Below are 17,969 nucleotides of genomic sequence, written 5' to 3' on the forward strand. Positions count from 1 at the left end.
GCGCGGCCGACCCGGCCGCGCGACGCGCTACTAGGCTCGACGGCATGGCGCAGTTCATCTACTCGATGCAGAAGGTCCGCAAGGCCGTCGGCGACAAGGTCATCCTCGACGACGTCACGTTGTCGTTCTACCCCGGCGCGAAGATCGGCGTGGTCGGCCCCAACGGCGCCGGCAAGTCGACCGTGCTGAAGATGATGGCCGGGATGGACCAGCCGTCCAACGGCGAGGCCCGGCTCACCCCCGGCTACTCCGTCGGCATGCTGCTGCAGGAGCCGCCGCTCGACGAGTCCAAGACCGTCAAGGAGAACGTCGAGGACGGCGTCCGCGAGGTGATGGACGTCCTCGCGAAGTACAACGAGCTCAACGAGAAGATGGGCGAGCCCGACGCCGACTTCGACGCGATCATGGCCGAGCAGGCCCCGCTGATGGACGTCATCGAGGCCAAGAACGGCTGGGAGATCGACTCCCTCATCGACCAGGCCATGGACGCGCTGCGCTGCCCCCCGCCGGACGAGAAGGTCACCCACCTCTCCGGGGGTGAGCGCCGCCGGGTCGCGCTGTGCAAGCTGCTGCTCGAGGCGCCCGACCTGCTGCTGCTCGACGAGCCCACCAACCACCTCGACGCCGAGTCCGTCGAGTGGCTCGAGAAGCACCTGGCCAACTACGCAGGTGCCGTCCTGGCCGTGACCCACGACCGCTACTTCCTCGACAACGTGGCCGAGTGGATCCTCGAGCTCGACCGCGGCCGCGCCTACCCCTACGAGGGCAACTACTCGACCTACCTCGAGAAGAAGCAGGAGCGCCTCGCCGTCCAGGGCAAGAAGGACGCCAAGCTGCAGCGCCGGCTCAAGGACGAGCTCGAGTGGGTCCGCCAGAACGCCAAGGGCCGCCAGACCAAGAGCAAGAGCCGCCTCGCCCGCTACGAGGAGATGGCCGCGGAGGCGGAGAAGACCCGCAAGCTGGACTTCGAGGAGATCCAGATCCCGGCCGGTCCGCGCCTCGGCAGCGTCGTCATCGAGGCCAAGGACCTGCAGAAGGGCTTCGACGACCGGGTCCTCATCGACGGCCTGTCCTTCACCATGCCGCGCGGCGGCATCGTCGGGATCATCGGGCCCAACGGCGTCGGCAAGACCACGCTGTTCAAGACGATCGTCGGCCTCGAGCAGCCCGACTCCGGCGAGGTCCGCGTCGGGGAGACCGTGAAGATCTCCTACGTCGACCAGAACCGCATGGGCCTCGACCCCGTGAAGACGGTCTGGGAGACCGTCTCGGAGGGCCTCGACTACATCCAGGTCGGCCAGCAGGAGATGCCCAGCCGCGCCTACATCGGGGCCTTCGGCTTCAAGGGCCCGGACCAGCAGAAGCCCACCGGGGTGCTGTCGGGCGGTGAGCGCAACCGCCTCAACCTGGCGCTCACGCTGAAGCAGGGCGGCAACGTGCTGCTGCTCGACGAGCCGACGAACGACCTCGACGTGGAGACCCTCGGGTCGCTGGAGAACGCCCTGCTGGAGTTCCCCGGCTGTGCCGTCGTGATCTCCCACGACCGGTGGTTCCTCGACCGGGTCGCGACCCACATCCTCGCCTGGGAGGGCGACGAGGCCGACCCCGCGAAGTGGTACTGGTTCGAGGGCAACTTCGAGTCCTACGAGAAGAACAAGATCGAGCGGCTCGGCCAGGACGCGGCGCGACCGCACCGGGTCACGCACCGCAAGCTCCGCCGCGACTAGCGGGGTGGACCGCCGCACCGCCGCGCTCGCCGCCGCGGTCCTGCTCTCGCTCTACGTGCTCTTCGCCCCCGACCCCGGGGGAGCGCCGCGCTTCACCGGCGCGGACAAGGTCGTCCACGTCGTGCTGTTCGCCCTGCTCGCAGCGACCGCCCGCTGGCGGTGCGGCGGGCGCCTGCCGGTGTGGCTCGCGGTCGCGGCGTACGCCGTGGTCTCCGAGCTGGTGCAGGGGCTGCTGCTGGTAGGGCGGTCCGGCGACCCCCTCGACGTCGTCGCCGACCTGCTCGGAGCGGGACTCGGCTGGTGGTCCGTTCGGGTGCCTCGAGGTCCAGAGCACTAGTCATCTCGGGCCTTGCGCGTCGGAGCGCTCGCCTGCCCTGCGGCCGGGCGATCCGGGGCGTGACCGCCAAGTCGGGCACATCGGCAGCGGTGGGCGCCGACTGGTCACCCAGACGGGTGAGCCTTTCCGTCGTGCACGAGATGGCACCGACGTGCCATGTGGAACGACGGCTGGTCCGACGAGATGTGAGGTGTCGCACCGCCGCCAGGCGCGGCTCTCGAGACCGGAGGACAGGTTGACTCACGCGACCCAGGCCGCCCCCGCGGGCGCAGCCGCCGTCGACGTCCCCGAGCTCGTCTTCGCGAGCGGGCTCCCGGGGTTCCCCGGCGAGCGGCGCTTCGCCCTCGTGCGGTGGGGGGCCTTCGAGGGCCCCTACTCGCTGATGGTCGACCTCGATGACCCGCAGGTGCGCTTCCTCGTGATGCCGCCCTACGTCTTCTTCCCCGACTACGTCGTGGACCTCGACGACGCCATCGCCGCGAAGGTCCACCTCGAGCGGCCGGAGGACTGCCTGCTGCTCGTCATCGTCACCCTCGGCGCACGACCGGAGGACGCCACGGCGAACCTGCTCGGTCCGATCGTCGTCAACCTGCAGACCCGCGAGGGCGTGCAGGCGGTCCTGGCCGAGTCCGGCCACAGCACCCGCGCCCCGCTCGCCGCCAGCACCAGTGCTGCCTGATCCCCCTCCACGGAAGGAACCGTCGTGCTCGTCCTCACCCGCCGCAAGAACCAGAGCATCGTCATCGGCGACGACATCGTCGTGACCGTGCTGGAGGTCAAGGGCGACCAGATCCGCCTCGGGATCACCGCCCCCCGCGACGTCCAGGTCTACCGCGAGGAGCTGCTCGCGGCCCTCACCGATGCCAACCGCTCTGCGGTGCTCACCGAGGGCGCGGCCCCCATGGCCCCGCCCGCGCCACCGGCCGCCGGCTCCCCGTCGGGCCTGTCCTTCGGACGGCGCCGCCGCGCCGCCTGACCCGCTCCACCACCCCCTCCTCCCCCCGCCGCGCCCCGCCCCCGCGTGTCTCTGCCATGCCCTGTTCGTGGAGGTCCACCGTGCTCAGTGCCGAAGCCCGTGCTCTCGTCGAGTCCCACCTGCCGCTCGTCCGCCACGTCCTCGCCGGTGTCGCCGCCCACTACCCGCGCCACGCGGACCGCGAGGAGCTGGCGCAGGCCGCCACGCTCGGGCTGGTCGAGGCGGCGCACCGCTTCGACGGCTCGCGGGGCGTCCCCTTCGATCGCTGGGCGTCGCTGCGGATCCGCGGCGCGATCGTCGACGCGGTCCGCGCCCTGGACTTCGCGCCACGCACGCTGCGCAGCGCGGCCCGTGACGTCGAGGTCGCGCGCACCGACCTCGAGGCCAAGCTCGGCCGCACCCCGACGCTCTCCGAGACCGCCGAGCACGTGGGCGTCTCCGTCGCTGAGCTCTCCCACCTGCAGGGCCGGGTGCACCGGTCGCTCGTGCTGTCGCTCGACGCGCCCTGCGGGGAGGAGGACGGGGACCCACTGACTCTCGCCTCCGGTCTCGTGGACGACACGATGCTGGAGCCGGTGGCGGTCCTCGAGGAGCGCGAGCGGGCCACCTACGTCCGTGACGCCCTCGCCTGCCTGCCCGACCGGCTGCGTGACGTCGTCGTCGGCTACTTCCTCGAGGGCGAGACCTCTGCCGACCTCGCCGCCCGGTTGGGCGTCACCGAGTCCCGGGTCTCCCAGATGCGCACGGAGGCCCTCGGGCTCATGCGCTCCGGCATCGAGGCGCAGTACGCGGAGCAGACGGTCGAGCCGCCGCTCCAGGACGGTCGGGCCGCCTACCGGGCCGCGGCCTACGCGGCCTCGCTCGCCTCGCGCTCGTCGTACGCGGCTCGGCTGTCACGCGTGCCGGCGCCGCGCCAGGCGGCCGACTCACTGGAGCAGGCCGTCTGACGGCGAGGCGGTCTGGCTCGAAAGGACGGTCTTTACGGGTTCGCGCCCTGCGGATCCGCCCGTCGAGGTAGGAAGCCGTGTGGTGTCGAGGTCCGAGCACGAGGACGCGGTCGCGGTGCTGCTCGACCTCCAGCGCCGCACCCGCGGTGGGGTCGAGCTGCAGCAGGTCTTCGACGCGGTCGTCCAAGCCGTCACGGAGAGCCTGGGGTTCGGCGCCGCAGTCCTGAGCGTGCGGGAGGTCGACGGCTTCCGCGTGGTCGCGGCCTCCGGACCTCCGGACGTCGAGGCCACCCTGCTCGGCACGCTCAGGACCGAGGAGGAGTGGGACGCGGTCCTCGCCCAGACCCGCCCGCGCGGACTTCTGCGGATGGTCCATGAGGAGGAGCGCACCGTCCTCGATGAGCTCGCCGACGTGTGGGTGCCGGTCTTCGAGCCGCTGGACCACCCGGACGCCTGGCGCCCCCTCGACGCGTTGTTCGCGCTGCTCCGCGACAGCCGCGGACGGCTGCTCGGGGTCCTCTCGGTCGACCTGCCCGCAGACGGGCTGCGCCCTACGTCGGCCCGCTGTGACCTCATCGAGCTCTTCGCCGTGCACACCGCCGCGGCGGTCGAGCACGCTCGGCTGACCCACCGGCTGACCAGTCGCGAGGCGGCCTTCCGCAGCGTCGTGCGCGACACCCCCGTCGGCATGGCGCTGTTCGACGACGATGCCCGCTTCTGCGAGGTCAACGCGGCCTTCTGCGACTTCGTCGGGCTGCGGCCGGCCCAGCTGCTCGGCCGCCGCATCGCGCCGCTCATCCACCCCGCCGATGCCGCCCGCAACGCGGTGCTGTCGGCGCGCGTGCGCGCGGGTGAGCGGGCCGACCGTGTGGAGCTGCGCCACGTCCGGTCCGACGGGGCGACCGTCTGGGGCCGGGTCAGCCTCGCCAGGCTCACCGAGCCGGACGGCACCCACCGGGTCCTCGCCCATGTGGAGGACGTCACCGAGCGGCGGGCCGCCGAGGAGGCGCTGCGCTTCCGTGCCGAGCACGACGAGCTCACCGGTCTCCCGGGTCGCGCGGTCCTGCTGCGCGGGCTCGTCGCCGCACTGGAGGGCGCGGGCACGGTGGCGGTGCTGTTCGCCGACGTGGACCACTTCAAGCTGGTCAACGACTCGCTGGGTCATGCCGCGGGGGACCAGCTGCTCGTGCACGTCGCACGGCAGCTGGTCGAGACCGCCGGGGATCAGCACCTCGTCGGTCGTCTCAGCGGAGACGAGTTCGTGCTCGTGCTCCAGGGGCTGTCGGGGATCTGTGACGCCATCGGCATCGCCGACCGGCTCCGCTCGGCCGTCAAGGCCCCTGTCGTCGTCCACGGGCGCACCCTGACCCCGTCGGTCTCGATCGGCATCGCCGTGGGCCTGCCCGGCAGCGAGGCATCGACCCTGCTCGCCCATGCCGACGCCGCTCTCTACCGCGCCAAGGAGCGCGGTCGCGGGGGATGGGCGGTGTACGACGACCAGCTGCGCGCCGAGGCGAGCGCCCAGCTGGCGCTGCGCTCCGAGCTGTCGGGAGCCCTTGCCCGGCAGGAGTTCCGGCTGCACTACCAGCCCATCGTGGCGCTGGGCACCGGCGAGGTGCTCGGCCACGAGGCGCTGCTGCGCTGGGAGCACCCGCACCGGGGCGTGCTGTCGCCGGCTGCCTTCCTCGCGGCGCTCGAGGACAGCGATGCCGAGGACGGTGTCGCGCACTGGGTCCTGGAGCGGGCCTGCGCCGACGCGGCCGGGTGGCACGCGGTCGGTGGGGTGCATCCCTTCGTCTCGCTGAACGTCCCGGCGAGCCAGCTCAGCCGACCTGACTTCGGGCACCTCATCACCAGTGCACTGCGCCGTCACGGTCTCGACCCCCAGCGGCTGTGGATCGAGATCACCGAGGACCGACTCGTCGCCGACGACCACCAGGTCCGCGGCCTGCAGCTGCTGAGGGCGGAGGGCGTGCACGTCGGGATCGACGACTTCGGCACGGGCTACGCCGGGCTGGCCTACCTGCAGCGGCTGCCCGCCGACGTCGTGAAGATCGACAAGGTCTTCGTCCAGAGCATCACCGACGACCTGGTCACGGCCACGATCGTGCGCAGCGTCGTGGAGCTGTCCAGGGTGCTCGGTCTCACCGTCGTGGGCGAGGGCATCGAGACCGCCGAGCAGGCACGGGCTCTGGCCGATCTCGGTGTGCACCTCGGTCAGGGCTTCCTGTTCGGTCGCGCCCGCTCGCTCTCGGCCGCTCCCGACGCGGTGCCGCAACCGCGCTCGGAGGTCGCGGCCGGCGCGCTCGACCTGCGGCCGGCCTAGTAGCTAGGGGTCGGTGCGGCGCTGGCCGACGAGCAGCGCCGCCAGCGGCAGCACCAGCCGCTCGACGGCCACCAGGGCGAGCACGGCAGCCCCGAGCCGCAGCGCGGCGTCACCGACACCCAGCGTCCCGCGGACCAGGCCCAGCGACACCACGACGACGGCCAGCAGGCCGAGCGCGGCGAGCCAGGGCGAGCGCAGTCGCAGCGGCCCGATCACGACAGCACCGCCGCGCGGATGGCCAGTGCCAGCTCCAGCGCGGTGGCCGCGACCGTGCGGCCGCCGTGGGTCAGGCTGCCGGGTGTGGTGCCGCGCACGCCTGCGTCAAGCAGGGCGAGGGCACCTGCGGTCCCGTGGCCGTCCATCACCGCGGGATGCTCGGCATCGGCGCTCGCGGGCTCCGGCACCGTCGCGGAGACAGCCGTGGTGACGGCCACGAGCCAGCCCAGGTCGTCGGTGGGGTCGACGGCTGGCAGGGCGTCCACGACGGCGGCGGGGACACCGACCGTCAGCAGGCGGCGGCGGGACCAGCCGCCCGTGACCGGCGGTGGCTCCGCGCCGGTCTGGTGCCCGAGGGCGGGTGCGCTGTGCTCGGCGACGGCGGGTGCGCGGTGCTCGGCGACAGCGGGTTCGGGGTGCGGCGCGCGCTCGGCGAGATCGGGCTCCCGCCGGGGTGCGGCAACAGGGGTCGAGCGGCGCAGGGCGGGTGCGGGGGCTGGGGTCGGAACGGGGGCCGGGACGGTGGCTGGAGCTGGGGGGAGCGGTGCGCCCCCGGCCTCCTCGCTCTCCGCCCGCTCGAGCAGCCCCTCGAGGGCTGCGGTCACCGCTTCGGCCGAAGGGCGCCCGCCCCCGGCAGGCACGGCGAGCACCTCGTAGCGGTCCTTGCCCATGAGGCCGCGGACCCCGGAGCGGACCTTGCGGGCCCGGCGTACCTGCAAGTCGGGTCCGAGCGCTGCCACCGCGGTGGCCATGGCCTCCTCGAGTGACTCGCCGGTGAAGACCTCGACGACCTCCCCGAGCTCGCCCTCGACCACGGGCGTGACCGGGTCGCCGGTCACCGGTCCATCGGTCACATCAGGCTGCGGCACGCTGGGCAAGGTGGATCACCCCCACGGGGTCGACGGTGAGCGAGCGGGACAGCTCGCTGTAGGCGAGCACGGGAAGGTCAGGACGTCCAGCGGCGACCATCCGGCGTACGGCGGGGCGCAGCTGCGCGGCGCACACCACAGCCGGTCGGTGCCCCGACGCCTCCGCGGTGCTGACGGCGTCACCGATGCCCTGGACGAGCTGCTCCATGCGGATCGGGTCGAGGGCGAGCCAGCTGCCGCTGTCGCCTCCCCGGGCCGACTCGAGCAGTGACTGCTCGAGCAGCGGGTCGAGGGTCAGCGCGGCGAGCCTGCCGCCGACCGACGCCCCTGCGGAGATCGTCGGACCGAGCACGCCACGAGCCGCCTCCACGAGGGCCTCGGGGCTGCGGGTCTCGCGGGAGCGGGCCGTGACGGCCTCGAGGATGCGGGTCAGGTCGCGGACCGGGACACCCTCGGCGAGCAGCTCGCGCAGGACCCGCTGCACCTCGGCCAGCGACAGCGACTCGGTGCCGACCTCGGCCGCGACGACCGGCGAGATCGTCTTCACCGCGTCGACGAGGACCTGCACGTCCTGCCGGGTCAGCAGGTCGGCGGCGCAGCTGCGGACCACCTCCGACAGGTGCGTGACGATGACCGAGGCGCGGTCGATGACCGTGGCCCCCTCGGCGGCCAGCACCTGGGCCAGCTCGTCCTGCACCCACGTCGCGGGCAGGCCGAACACCGGGTCGACGGTGGCGCGTCCCGGCAGGCCCCGGGCGTCGTCGCCCAGCACCATGGAGTGCCCGGGCGGCGCCTCGCCGCGGGCGGTCTCGACGCCGTGCACCTTGACGACGTAGGTGGAGGCGGGCAGCCCCATGGCGTCGCGGGTGCGGACCGGCGGCACGACCAGGCCGAGGTCGGTCGCGATCCGCTTGCGCAGGGCCCGCACCCGGTCCATCAGGCTGCCGCCGCGGCTCGGGTCGAGCAGGTCGAGCAGGTCGGGGGCCAGCTCGAGCTCGAGCGGCTCGACCCGGACCTGCTCGAGCACCACCTCGGTCTGCTCGCTCTCCGCCGCCGGCTCGGCGACCGCAGGGTCCTCGGTGGGAGAGGGGTTGCGTGCGGCGAGCAGGAGGAGCAGCCCGGCCAGGGCGAGGAAGGGCAGCTTGGGCATCTGGGGCATCAGGCCGAGGGCTGCGACCGCGACCGCACCGACGCGCAGCGCCAGCGACGACCGCAGCAGCTGCGTGACGAGGTCGGAGCCGAGGCCCCCATCGTGGTCGCTCTGCACCCGGGTGACGACGATGCCGCTGGCCACCGAGATGAGCAGTGCGGGCACCTGCGAGACGAGTCCGTCGCCGACCGAGAGCAGGGCGTAGGTGCCGATCGCCTCGGACAGCGTCATCCCGTGCTGCAGCACCCCGATCGCGAAGCCGCCGAGCAGGTTGACCGTCACGATGACGATCGCCGCGATCGCGTCGCCCTTCACGAACTTCGAGGCACCGTCCATCGAGCCGTAGAAGTCGGCCTCGCGGGAGACGTCGAGGCGCCGTTGCCGGGCCTGCGCGTCGTCGATGAGCCCGGAGTTGAGGTCGGCGTCGATGGCCATCTGCTTGCCGGGCATCGCGTCGAGGGTGAAGCGGGCGGCCACCTCGGCGACGCGACCGGCGCCGTTGGTGATGACGACGAACTGGATGATGACGAGGATCAGGAAGATCACGAGACCGACCACGAGGCTGCCGCCGACGACGACGGAGCCGAAGGCGTGCACGACCTTGCCCGCCTCGCCCTCGGTGAGGATGAGCCTCGTCGTCGAGATGTTGAGCGCGAGCCGCATCAGCGTCGTGACGAGCAGCAGGGCGGGGAAGACGCTGAAGTCCAGCGCGCGCTCGGCGGTGATGGCGGTGAGCAGGATGACGACGGCGACCGCGAGGTTGGTGGCCAGCAGCATGTCGAGCAGCAGCGGCGGCAGCGGCACCACCATCATGATGACGACGCTCACCACGATCAGGGGTACGCCGACGGCCGCTCCCCGACCGCCTCGTGCCTTCGTCGGGCTGGTCATGCGGCCACCTCCGTGCGGGTCGGGTGCCAGGTCGGTCGGGTGCCGCGGCGGCGCGCGGCGTAGACGACGGCGAGGACCTCCGCCACCGCCCGGAACAGCTCGATGGGGATGGTGTCGCCGACCTCCGTGGCCCGGTAGAGCGCGCGGGCCAGCGGCTTGTCGGCCAGCACGGGGACGCCGTGCTCGACGGCGATCGCCTTGATGCGGTCGGCGACCACGCCGGCACCCCGGGCGACGACGACGGGGGCCGCCGAGCCAGGGACGTACTGCAGCGCCACCACGAGGTGGGTCGGGTTGGCCAGCACGACGTCGGCGCGGGGGACGGCCTGCACCATCCGGCTGCGCGCCATCGCCAGCTGGCGGGAGCGCATCGCGCCCTTGGCCTGCGGGTTGCCCTCCTGCTGCTTGTGCTCGTCCTGGATGTCCTGGTGGCTCATGCGGGACTGCTTGTTGAAGCTGTGGCGCTGCCAGGCCGCGTCGGCGAGGCCGACGACGACGGCGAGCAGCGCCATCCGCCAGAGCATCCCGGTCGTCGCGTCGCCGACGATGCTGCGCAGCGACTCCAGGCCGCCGCCCGAGGCGATCAGCTTCGCGTAGCCGTCCTGCCAGGCGCCGTAGGTGACCAGTGCGAGCAGCGCGAGCTTGACGGTGTTGCGCAGCAGCTCGACCAGGGAGTGCTGCGACACCATCCGCTTGGCGGTCTTGGCCGGCGACATGCGGTCCCAGCTCGGCTTGAGCGCGTGCGGGTTGGGTGCTGAGCGGGTGACGAGCGAACCCGAGGCGAGGGCGGCCGCGCCGACCAGTGCGACCGGCAGCGCGATCGCCTTGACGCTGTCGACCAGCAGACCCGCGGTGAGCTCGCGCGCCTGGGCGAGGCTCTCCACGTCGGCGCGACCCAGCAGCAGCGCCATGTGCTCCTCGACGACGCCGGTGAGCGACCCGACGAGCATCGGCATCACGAGCACGAGGGCGACGAGCGAGACACCGGAGGGCAGGTCGACCGAGCGGGCCGCGGAGCCCTTCTTGCGCAGGTCCTGCTTCTTCTTGGGGGTGGCCTTCTCGGTCTTCTCACCGCTCACACCAGCACCTCGGAGGGCAGCCGCAGCGCGGGCTCGATGAGCGCCGCCGCGTGACCGGGCAGGAGGGCGAGGGTGGCGCCGCCCGCGGTGAGGGCGATGAGGGTCTTGACGGGCAGGGCGACCGACAGCGTGTTGGCCTGTGGCACGAAGCGCGCAGCGAGCGCCAGGGCGACGTCGGTGAGGAAGAGCACGCCGAGCAGGGGGGCGGCCACCATCAGCGCGGCCCCCACGACCGTGGTCGCGGCGTGCCCCACCACCCCGGCGCTCGCCTCCGACAGCGCCGGCAGCTCGTCGAGGGGCATCACCCGGAACGACGCGACGAAGCCGCCGATGATGACGCGGTAGCCCTCGGTGGCGAACAGCACGGCACCGAAGCAGAGCGAGAACAGCCGGGAGAACGCCGCCGCGGGCTGGCCGGTCAGGGGGTCGACGAGCGAGGAGAACGAGAAGCCACCGGCGAGGTCGATCAGGGTGCCGGCGACCTCGAAGGCGCTGAAGAGCAGCCCGGTGAGGAAGCCGAGCAGCAGGCCGATCCCGGCCTGGGCGAGGACCAGGGTGGCGAAGCCGGGGAGGTCGGTCGGGATCGTGCCGACGGGGACGAGCGGGGTGAGGAACAGCGCCAGCGCGACACCGACTGCCAGCCGACCCGGTGAGGCGACGCCGCGCGCCGAGATGACAGGGGCGGTGACGACCCAGGCGGTGGTCCTGGTCAGGACGAGCAGGAACGCCGACAGCGTGGCCGTGCCCGGCAGCAGGGCGCTGAGCTCCTCGGGCACTAGCCCACCAGCTCCGGGATCCGTGACCACAGCTCGGCGGTGAAGTCGACCGTGATGCGCAGCATCCAGCCGCCGGTCACGGCAAGCACCGCGCCACCGATGGCGAGCTTGGGCACCATCGACAGCGTCTGGTCCTGCACCTGGAAGACCGCCTGCAGGAGGCTCACCACGACGCCGATGACGAGGGCCACGATGAGCAGCGGGCCGGAGAGCTTGGCGGCCAGCAGCAGCGCCTGGCCGGCGATGTTGACGATGTCGGACTCGGTCATCCGAAGCTCCTGACCAGCGACGAGGTGATGAGGTACCAGCCGTCGACCGCCACGAACAGCAGCAGCTTGAAGGGCAGCGAGATGAGCGACGGCGGCAGCATCGCCATGCCCATCGCCGACAGCGCGGCGCTGATGACGAGGTCGAGCACGATGAACGGCACGAAGATGACGAAGCCGATGAGGAACGCCGCCCGCAGCTCGCCGATGACGTACGCCGGGATGAGCGTCGTCGTGGCGACGTCCTCGGGGGTCGCGGGCCGCTCCGCGCGGGACAGCTCGACGAACATCTCGAGGTCCTTCTCGCGGACCTGCTCCAGCATGAACTCGCGGAACGGCTCCATGCCGCGCTCGAACGCCACCGACTGCGAGATCGTCCCGTCGAGGTAGGGCTGCAGCGCGTTGTCGTTGGCCTCCGACAGCACCGGCCCCATCACGAAAAAGGTGAGGAACAGCGCCAGCCCGATGAGCACCTGGTTGGGCGGGACGCCCTGGGTGCCGAGGGCGGAGCGGGTGAAGCCCAGCACGATGACGATGCGGGTGAACGCCGTGATCATGATCAGCAGGCCGGGTAGCAGGGACAGCGAGCCGAGCAGCAGGACGAGGGTGACCGGGTTGGTCGTCCCGCCGTCGCCCACATCGCGCAGGTCCGGCACACCGGGGGTGCCCGTCGTACCCGGCCTGGGGGTCGCCGTGGCACCGGGGACGGCGGGGGCGACGGGCGCCACGGGCGCCACGGTCGCGACCGGGCGGACCGGCTCGATGGACACGGCCGACGCGGCGGTCGCACCCGTGACGAGCAGCCCGGCGACGAGCGCGACCAGGGTCAGCGCACGGCGGACGCCCTCTCCGCAGCGCGGAAGGCGGGCGCGCACGCGCGTGACCACGGGTGCTCCTCGTCGAGCAGGGCGTCCGTGCGCGCGGTGCGGGGCCGCGGGAGGTCGGGCGTCGCGGTTCCGTCCGCGACGGGGACGGCGGGGGCCGTCCGGGGGGGCACTGCCAGGGGTACGACGGGGGTGGGTCGGCCGGTCGCATGGGCGAGCGCGGCCGTGACGGCCGCCTTCGACAGCTCGGTGGCGTCGAGGACCCGGCCACCGCGCGAGGCCCAGAGGTTCTTGAGGAAGGCCGGCAGCGTCGGTGGTGCCGGTGGCGTGGCTGGGGAGGCGGGGGTCGCACCGGTGGCGGGCGCTGTGGCTGCGACGGGGAGCGTCACCGGCTCGACCCGCTCGCCGGTCTGGTCCTGCAGCAGGGTGACCGTGTGCTCGGTGACTCCGAGGACGTACTCGCGTCCGTCCAGTCGCACGACGGTGAGAGCGGCGCCCTTGGCCAGCCGGGCCGAGGCCACGACCTGCATCGCGCCGGCCCGCTTCGCCCCCACGCCCCCGGTGCGCTTGAGCACGACCAGGACGACGGCGAGCAGCCCGAAGACGAGCAGCACACGCGCGAGCGCACCGACGACGTCCACCGGCTAGCGCTCCACGACGGCGGTGACGCGGACACCGAACTGGCCGTCGATGACGACCACCTCGCCGCGGGCGACGAGGCAGCCGTTGACGAGGACGTCGACGGGAGCGTCGGCCGCGCGGTCGAGCTCGAGCACGGCACCCGGTCCGAGTGAGAGCAGGTCGCGCAGCGGCAGCTTCACGCGGCCCAGCTCGACGGCGAGCTCGACCTGCACCTCGGCCAGCAGGCGGAGGTCACGGGCGTCACCGGTGGAGGGCAGGCCTTCCCCGAGGTCGGGGAGGTCGGGTCGCTCGAGGTCGGGCAGGTCCGTCGCGGTCGGCCCCATGACCGGGCCGCTGCGCGGTGCCGGGATGCCCGCGACCACGGCGGTGGTCGCCGTGACGGGGTCGCTCGCGGTCGTGACGTCGGTGACGGGCTCGTCGAGCGTGGCCGTCACGGTCGCAGCCTGCGGCAGCGACTCGGGGACGCCGGCGAAGGCGTCGGCGAAGTCGTCGGGCAGCGACATGTCAGCGTCCTCCGGAGGTGTGGGTGGTGGCGGTGAGGACCGAGCCGACCTGGACGGCCCGGCGGCGGCCACGCCGGCCGAGGGCCGCGGTGAGGACGGTGAGGTCACCGGCGCTGCAGGCGAGCACGCCGACCAGTGCCCCCTCGGCGCCGGGCTCGAGCCGAAGGACGTCGCCGGGCACGAGGTCCTCGACCTGGTCGGCGGAGACGCGCGTGGTCGGCAGGCGCAGGCTGACGTCGACGGGGACGTCGGCGAGGGCGGCGTGCGCTACGGGGGTCGGTGCGGCGGGGTGCGGTGCCGCGTCGCTCGGCAGCAGCGACTTTGCCGGCAGGCAGACCGTGACGACCAGCGCGGCACCGGTCGGGAGCACGACGTCGAGGGGCAGGGCAAGCACCTCGCCGGTGCCGGGCGGCAGCTCCTCGTCGGAGACCGCACCGGCTTCGAAGGTCGTCACGCCACGGTCGGCGAGGGCCTCGGCCAGCGGGCGGAGGGCGGGCACGAGGTGCTGCAGCAGCAGCGCCTGCTCCAGCGCCGTCGTGGCTCGGGACTCCGGCTCGCCGGGACCACCCATGAGCAGGTCGGCGAGGGCCACGGCCGCCTCGACCGGGACGAGCAGCAGACCCGGGTCGGGCAGGCCGCAGAGCAGGGGCGCCCAGACCGCGCCGGGGCTCGCGACCTCCACGAGAGCCGCCCGACGGGGTGCCGTGCAGGTGATGACGACCGAGCGGCCGGTGGCGAGCCCGAGGACCAGGCCCACCCGCGGCGCGGCGTCCGCGATCGCCGCGACGAGGCGGTGCGCGCCCGACGGCATCGGGAGCGGGTCCCGGAAGTCGAACAGTGAGGCGGCCACGCTGATCCATCGTCGTCCCAGGGCCGATCCCCAGGGCCCGATAGGACCATCTGCACGACCACCCGCACGGGCCATGCGCTCGTGGTCCCTGCGTGCGCTCCCGCGCGGGCCGCTGTCGGCATACGGCTCAGTGGCCTCCGTCCCCCTCCTCGCCGGGTTCAGGGGTCGGGGCAGGGGTGGGTGACGCGGATGAGGTCGCGGACGTCGGGGACGTTGCCGCCTTCACGGCCTTCGGTGTCGTGGTCGGGGCCGCGACGACGATCTCCACGCGTCGGTTCGCCGACCAGGCCGCCTCGGTCGCGCCCTTGCGGCGCGGCCGCGTGTCGGCGTAGCCCGCGGCGGACAGTCGGTTGCTGGGGACCTTCTGGGCGTCGTGCAGGAAGCGCAGGACGATGGTGGCGCGGGCGGTCGAGAGCTCCCAGTTGGAGGGGAACTGCGCGCTGCTGATGGGCCGGCTGTCGGTGTGGCCCTCGACGACGAGGTTGTTGCCGATCCCTCGGAAGACCTTGCCCAGCTGCCCGAGCAGCTGGTCGCCCTTCGGGTTGAGCTGCGCCTCGCCGCTCTCGAAGAGCACCCCGCTGGTGACGTACAGGACGAGTCCGCGCGGATCAGCGGCGACGTCGACCTTGTCGGCGAGACCCACGGCCGTGACCCGCTCGTTGATCTGCTTGCGGAGCTCGTCGAACTTCTCCCGGTCGATGACGGGAGGTGGCTCCTCGGGGCCACCAGGGTTCGGCACCCAGGCCGACGCCTCCGGGATCGGGTCGCCGTCCTCGGGAGCGAGCGGCTCGTCGGAGACGTCGCCCTCGGTCGGCACGCCCTCGCCGGGGAGCTGGGGCAGCACCGTCCCGGTGCCCTGCGCGAAGGCCTCCTTGAAGGTCTGGAACTTCTTCAGGTCCAGGCTCGAGATCGCGAACATCATCAGGAACGTGACCATGAGCAGCGTCATCATGTCGGCCAGGGCGATGAGCCAGGCCTCGCTCGGGTGCTCCTCGTGGTCCTCGTGCCGATGGGGGCGCCTCACCTCAGGCCGCCTTCTTCTCTTCCATTCCGGCCCGGACCTTCGGGGCGAGGTGGCTCTTCAGCTTCTCGCCGACCGCACGCGGGCTGACGCCGGCCTGGATGGCGAGGATGCCCTCGACGAGCATGTAGCGGTGCGCGACCTCGATGCTCGAGGCCCGCTTCATCTTGTTGGCGATCGGCATGAAGAAGCAGTTGGCGATGCCGATGCCCCACAGCGTCGCGATGAAGGCGGCGGCGATGGCGTGCCCCATCTTCCCCGGGTCCTCCATGTGGCTCAGTGCCAGCGTGAGACCGAGGACGCAGCCGACGATGCCGATCGCGGGTGCGTAGGTGCCGCAGTCCATGTGGAACTTCGCGGCGACCTTGTGGCGCTCCTTCATCGCGGCGATGTCGGCCTCGAGGACAGCGGCGACCTCGTCGGAGTCGGTTCCGTCGATGACCAGCTCCAGCCCCCGCTTCATGAAGGGGTCTTCCACCTGCTTGGCCTTCTCCTCGAGTGCGAGCAGGCCGTCGCGACGGGCGATGTCGGCGAACTCCATCATCTCGGTGACCGCGGCCGCGGAGTCGACCTTCTTGCCCGGCAGCAGCATCTTCAGGGTGGCCTTGGTGCCGGGCCCGATGTCGCTCATCCGGTTGCTCGCGATGCCGACGCCGACGGTGCCGCCGATGATGATGATGATGGCCGCAGGGTTGCTGAAGGCGACCATCGGGCTGCCGCCCTCGAGGATGAAGGCGGCACCGATCGCGATGACGGCGAACAGGATGCCGGCAGGGGTCGCGACCTCCATCGCTACCGCCCCCCGACGGAGTCGATGCCCTCGGGGCGCAGCACCAGCAGCTGCGCGACGCCGTCCGACGTCGCGCTGGGGCTGTGGTCGGGGTCGTGGTGCTCCGCGACGAGCTGCTCGGCGACGGCGAGCACCGAGGCGCGGTAGGTCGTCACGGCGTTCACGACGTCCTCGGCCCGCTCCGCGACCACGTAGGTCTTGCCGTCGACGAGGGTGACGACTGTGTCGTGGTGCGACTCGACCGTCGCCACGAGATCGGCGTTGAGGTACATCTCGCTGCCGTTGAGGCGCGTCAGCCTGATCATGGCGCGGCCCTCCTCCTGAGGGGAGAGCGGACCCGGGGGCCCGCGCGCCGGCGTCCTGCCCGCGCCCCTGCCCATCGGCGGCGGGGGGGCGGTGTTGAGGAGGGGCTACCGCTTGAGGTTCACCAGCTCCTGTAGCAGCTCGTCGCTGGCGCTGATGATCCGGCTGTTCGCCTGGAAGCCGCGCTGGGCGATCATGAGGTTGGTGAACTCCTGTGCCAGGTCGACGTTGCTCATCTCGAGGGCACCCGTGGCGAGCGAGCCGCGGTCACCGCTGCCGGCGGCCCCGACCTGCGCCGGCCCGGCGGCGGGGCCGAGCAGTAGATGACCGTCGCCGTTCTTGGTGAGACCGGCCGGGTTGCTGAACGACGCCAGGGCGATCTGGCCCACCGAGCGGGGCGTGCCGTCGGAGTAGACCGCCGTGAGGACGCCGTCGGAACCGATCGCGAACGACCGCAGGTCGTAGGTGCCGGTCGCGTCGGTGAAGGAGTCCGGCACCGACAGCCCGACTGGCGCGGCTGTCGTGTCGCCGAGCGTGCCGTCGGGGTTGGCCAGCCAGCCCTGCAGCACCGCACCCGAGGGGTCGACGACGCGACCGGTGTCGTCGAGACCGAAGGAGCCCGCGCGGCTGTACGCGGTCTGCCCCTCCACCGAGACGACGAAGTAGCCGGGCCCCTGGATGGCCAGGTCGGTGGGGCGACCGGTGTTCTGGATGGCGCCCTGGGTGACGACGGTGTCCACCGCGTTGACCTTCACGCCGAGTCCGACCTGCGAGGGGTTGGTCGAGCCGGTGGCGGCGGTGCCCGCCGCGCCGTCGCGCATCATCTGCGACAGCGTGTCCTGGAAGACGACGCGGCTCGACTTGTAGCCGCTCGTGTTGACGTTGGCGATGTTGTCGCCGATGACGTCCATCATCATCTGGTGGGAGCGCATGCCGGAGACTCCGGCGAACATCGAGCGCATCATGGGACGGTCCTCCTGGTGGGGGTGGGAGGCCGTCCTGGCCGGGAGCGCTCCCCGTCCTGGGGAGGCGGTGCTGCAGGGACTTTCGTGGTCGTGCGCGGGTCTAGGCCTGGGTGACCCGGGTGACGGAGTCGGGGTCGACCTCGGTGCCGTCGGCGAGCACGAGGTGGCTGCCGGTGGTGTCGTGGACGACGCTGCGGACGACGCCGGTCACGCTGCCGGCGGTGTCGTCGAGACCGGTGACGGTGCGCCCGACGAGGCCCTCGGCGGCGATCCGGTGCTGCCACGCGGACTGCTCCTGCTGGGCGGTGACGAGCTGCTCGAGCTTCTCGACCTGGGCGAAGACGGCCATCTGGCTCATGTACTGCTGGCCGTCGGCAGGAGCCATGGGGTTCTGGTACTTCAGCTGCGCAACGAGCAGCTTCATGAACGCGTCCTTGTCGAGCGCGTCGGACGCGCTGCCGGTCTCGCGGGGGCCGGTGGTGGCACCGACGGCGCTGATGGGTGTGGTCAC

At 72.5% G+C, this 17,969-nt stretch carries 21 protein-coding genes; 6 read left to right on the forward strand and 15 right to left on the reverse strand.

Going from position 1 to position 17,969, the window contains the following annotated elements:
* Positions 1-44: 44 nt before the first annotated feature.
* The 6 genes from ettA to Q8R60_18665 all read left to right on the forward strand — a co-directional run bounded on the left by ettA (position 45) and on the right by Q8R60_18665 (position 6,313).
* The gene (gene ettA, locus Q8R60_18640) at positions 45-1,727 is read left to right on the forward strand and encodes an energy-dependent translational throttle protein EttA (GenBank protein ID MDP3714487.1); all 1,683 of its coding nucleotides are present in this window, start codon (positions 45-47) and stop codon (positions 1,725-1,727) included.
* Between the two features lie 4 nt (positions 1,728-1,731).
* Complete coding sequence (locus Q8R60_18645; protein ID MDP3714488.1) at positions 1,732-2,064, forward strand: VanZ family protein; 333 nt, start codon at positions 1,732-1,734, stop codon at positions 2,062-2,064.
* Positions 2,065-2,299: 235 nt separating this feature from the next.
* Positions 2,300-2,743, forward strand: a complete 444-nt coding sequence (locus Q8R60_18650; GenBank protein ID MDP3714489.1) for a flagellar assembly protein FliW — start codon at positions 2,300-2,302, stop codon at positions 2,741-2,743.
* Positions 2,744-2,767: 24 nt separating this feature from the next.
* Positions 2,768-3,040 carry a carbon storage regulator CsrA gene (gene csrA / locus Q8R60_18655; GenBank protein MDP3714490.1) on the forward strand — a complete coding sequence of 91 codons (273 nt, stop codon included), beginning with the start codon at positions 2,768-2,770 and terminating at the stop codon, positions 3,038-3,040.
* 80 nt (positions 3,041-3,120) lie between these two features.
* Positions 3,121-3,987: a sigma-70 family RNA polymerase sigma factor gene (locus tag Q8R60_18660; protein ID MDP3714491.1), complete on the forward strand. Its 867-nt coding sequence runs from the start codon at positions 3,121-3,123 to the stop codon at positions 3,985-3,987.
* Between the two features lie 82 nt (positions 3,988-4,069).
* Positions 4,070-6,313, forward strand: coding sequence for an EAL domain-containing protein (locus Q8R60_18665; GenBank protein MDP3714492.1), 2,244 nt, complete (start codon positions 4,070-4,072; stop codon positions 6,311-6,313).
* Positions 6,314-6,316: 3 nt separating this feature from the next.
* Here the strand turns inward: Q8R60_18665 and Q8R60_18670 are convergent, their stop codons facing one another.
* The 15 genes from Q8R60_18670 to Q8R60_18740 form a co-directional block, all read right to left on the reverse strand.
* A complete protein-coding gene (locus Q8R60_18670) occupies positions 6,317-6,529 on the reverse strand; it encodes a hypothetical protein (protein ID MDP3714493.1) in 213 nt (70 codons plus the stop codon).
* A complete protein-coding gene (locus tag Q8R60_18675; protein MDP3714494.1) occupies positions 6,526-7,398 on the reverse strand; it encodes a hypothetical protein in 873 nt (290 codons plus the stop codon). Before Q8R60_18675 ends, Q8R60_18670 begins: the two co-directional genes overlap by 4 nt.
* Positions 7,385-9,439: a flagellar biosynthesis protein FlhA gene (locus tag Q8R60_18680; GenBank protein MDP3714495.1), complete on the reverse strand. Its 2,055-nt coding sequence runs from the start codon at positions 9,437-9,439 to the stop codon at positions 7,385-7,387. Before Q8R60_18680 ends, Q8R60_18675 begins: the two co-directional genes overlap by 14 nt.
* Positions 9,436-10,518 (reverse strand): EscU/YscU/HrcU family type III secretion system export apparatus switch protein, encoded by a 1,083-nt coding sequence (locus Q8R60_18685; GenBank protein MDP3714496.1) that lies wholly within the window; start codon positions 10,516-10,518, stop codon positions 9,436-9,438. The genes Q8R60_18680 and Q8R60_18685 overlap by 4 nt, the downstream gene beginning before the upstream one ends.
* Positions 10,515-11,294 (reverse strand): flagellar biosynthetic protein FliR, encoded by a 780-nt coding sequence (locus tag Q8R60_18690; GenBank protein MDP3714497.1) that lies wholly within the window; start codon positions 11,292-11,294, stop codon positions 10,515-10,517. The genes Q8R60_18685 and Q8R60_18690 overlap by 4 nt, the downstream gene beginning before the upstream one ends.
* Positions 11,294-11,563, reverse strand: coding sequence for a flagellar biosynthetic protein FliQ (locus tag Q8R60_18695; protein ID MDP3714498.1), 270 nt, complete (start codon positions 11,561-11,563; stop codon positions 11,294-11,296). The genes Q8R60_18690 and Q8R60_18695 overlap by 1 nt, the downstream gene beginning before the upstream one ends.
* Positions 11,560-12,447, reverse strand: coding sequence for a flagellar type III secretion system pore protein FliP (fliP, locus tag Q8R60_18700; GenBank protein MDP3714499.1), 888 nt, complete (start codon positions 12,445-12,447; stop codon positions 11,560-11,562). The genes Q8R60_18695 and fliP overlap by 4 nt, the downstream gene beginning before the upstream one ends.
* Entirely contained in the window at positions 12,387-13,025 is a 639-nt protein-coding gene (locus Q8R60_18705) for a flagellar biosynthetic protein FliO (GenBank protein ID MDP3714500.1), read from the reverse strand. Before Q8R60_18705 ends, fliP begins: the two co-directional genes overlap by 61 nt.
* A 3-nt stretch (positions 13,026-13,028) precedes the next feature.
* A complete protein-coding gene (gene fliN / locus Q8R60_18710) occupies positions 13,029-13,529 on the reverse strand; it encodes a flagellar motor switch protein FliN (GenBank protein MDP3714501.1) in 501 nt (166 codons plus the stop codon).
* Between the two features lies 1 nt (position 13,530).
* The gene (locus Q8R60_18715) at positions 13,531-14,379 is read right to left on the reverse strand and encodes a FliM/FliN family flagellar motor switch protein (protein ID MDP3714502.1); all 849 of its coding nucleotides are present in this window, start codon (positions 14,377-14,379) and stop codon (positions 13,531-13,533) included.
* A 127-nt stretch (positions 14,380-14,506) separates the two neighbouring features.
* Positions 14,507-15,403 (reverse strand): OmpA family protein, encoded by an 897-nt coding sequence (locus Q8R60_18720; GenBank protein ID MDP3714503.1) that lies wholly within the window; start codon positions 15,401-15,403, stop codon positions 14,507-14,509.
* Between the two features lies 1 nt (position 15,404).
* Positions 15,405-16,190: a MotA/TolQ/ExbB proton channel family protein gene (locus Q8R60_18725; protein ID MDP3714504.1), complete on the reverse strand. Its 786-nt coding sequence runs from the start codon at positions 16,188-16,190 to the stop codon at positions 15,405-15,407.
* A gap of 2 nt (positions 16,191-16,192) precedes the next feature.
* Positions 16,193-16,495: a flagellar FlbD family protein gene (locus Q8R60_18730; GenBank protein ID MDP3714505.1), complete on the reverse strand. Its 303-nt coding sequence runs from the start codon at positions 16,493-16,495 to the stop codon at positions 16,193-16,195.
* Between the two features lie 105 nt (positions 16,496-16,600).
* Positions 16,601-17,458: a flagellar hook-basal body complex protein gene (locus tag Q8R60_18735; GenBank protein ID MDP3714506.1), complete on the reverse strand. Its 858-nt coding sequence runs from the start codon at positions 17,456-17,458 to the stop codon at positions 16,601-16,603.
* 100 nt (positions 17,459-17,558) lie between these two features.
* Entirely contained in the window at positions 17,559-17,969 is a 411-nt protein-coding gene (locus Q8R60_18740; protein MDP3714507.1) for a flagellar hook capping FlgD N-terminal domain-containing protein, read from the reverse strand.

This window comes from Mycobacteriales bacterium, from assembly GCA_030697205.1.
Taxonomy (GTDB): Bacteria; Actinomycetota; Actinomycetes; order Mycobacteriales; family SCTD01; genus JAUYQP01.

What these genes read in the sequence shown, in the direction of transcription:
- Q8R60_18725 (MDP3714504.1), bottom strand. Translation starts at nt 16,190, where the DNA reads ATGGAGGTCGCGACCCCTGCCGGCATCCTGTTCGCCGTCATCGCGATC.
- Q8R60_18695 (MDP3714498.1), bottom strand. Translation starts at nt 11,563, where the DNA reads ATGACCGAGTCCGACATCGTCAACATCGCCGGCCAGGCGCTGCTGCTG.
- Q8R60_18735 (MDP3714506.1), bottom strand. Translation starts at nt 17,458, where the DNA reads ATGATGCGCTCGATGTTCGCCGGAGTCTCCGGCATGCGCTCCCACCAG.
- Q8R60_18680 (MDP3714495.1), bottom strand. Translation starts at nt 9,439, where the DNA reads ATGACCAGCCCGACGAAGGCACGAGGCGGTCGGGGAGCGGCCGTCGGC.
- ettA (MDP3714487.1), top strand. Translation starts at nt 45, where the DNA reads ATGGCGCAGTTCATCTACTCGATGCAGAAGGTCCGCAAGGCCGTCGGC.
- Q8R60_18730 (MDP3714505.1), bottom strand. Translation starts at nt 16,495, where the DNA reads ATGATCAGGCTGACGCGCCTCAACGGCAGCGAGATGTACCTCAACGCC.
- fliN (MDP3714501.1), bottom strand. Translation starts at nt 13,529, where the DNA reads ATGTCGCTGCCCGACGACTTCGCCGACGCCTTCGCCGGCGTCCCCGAG.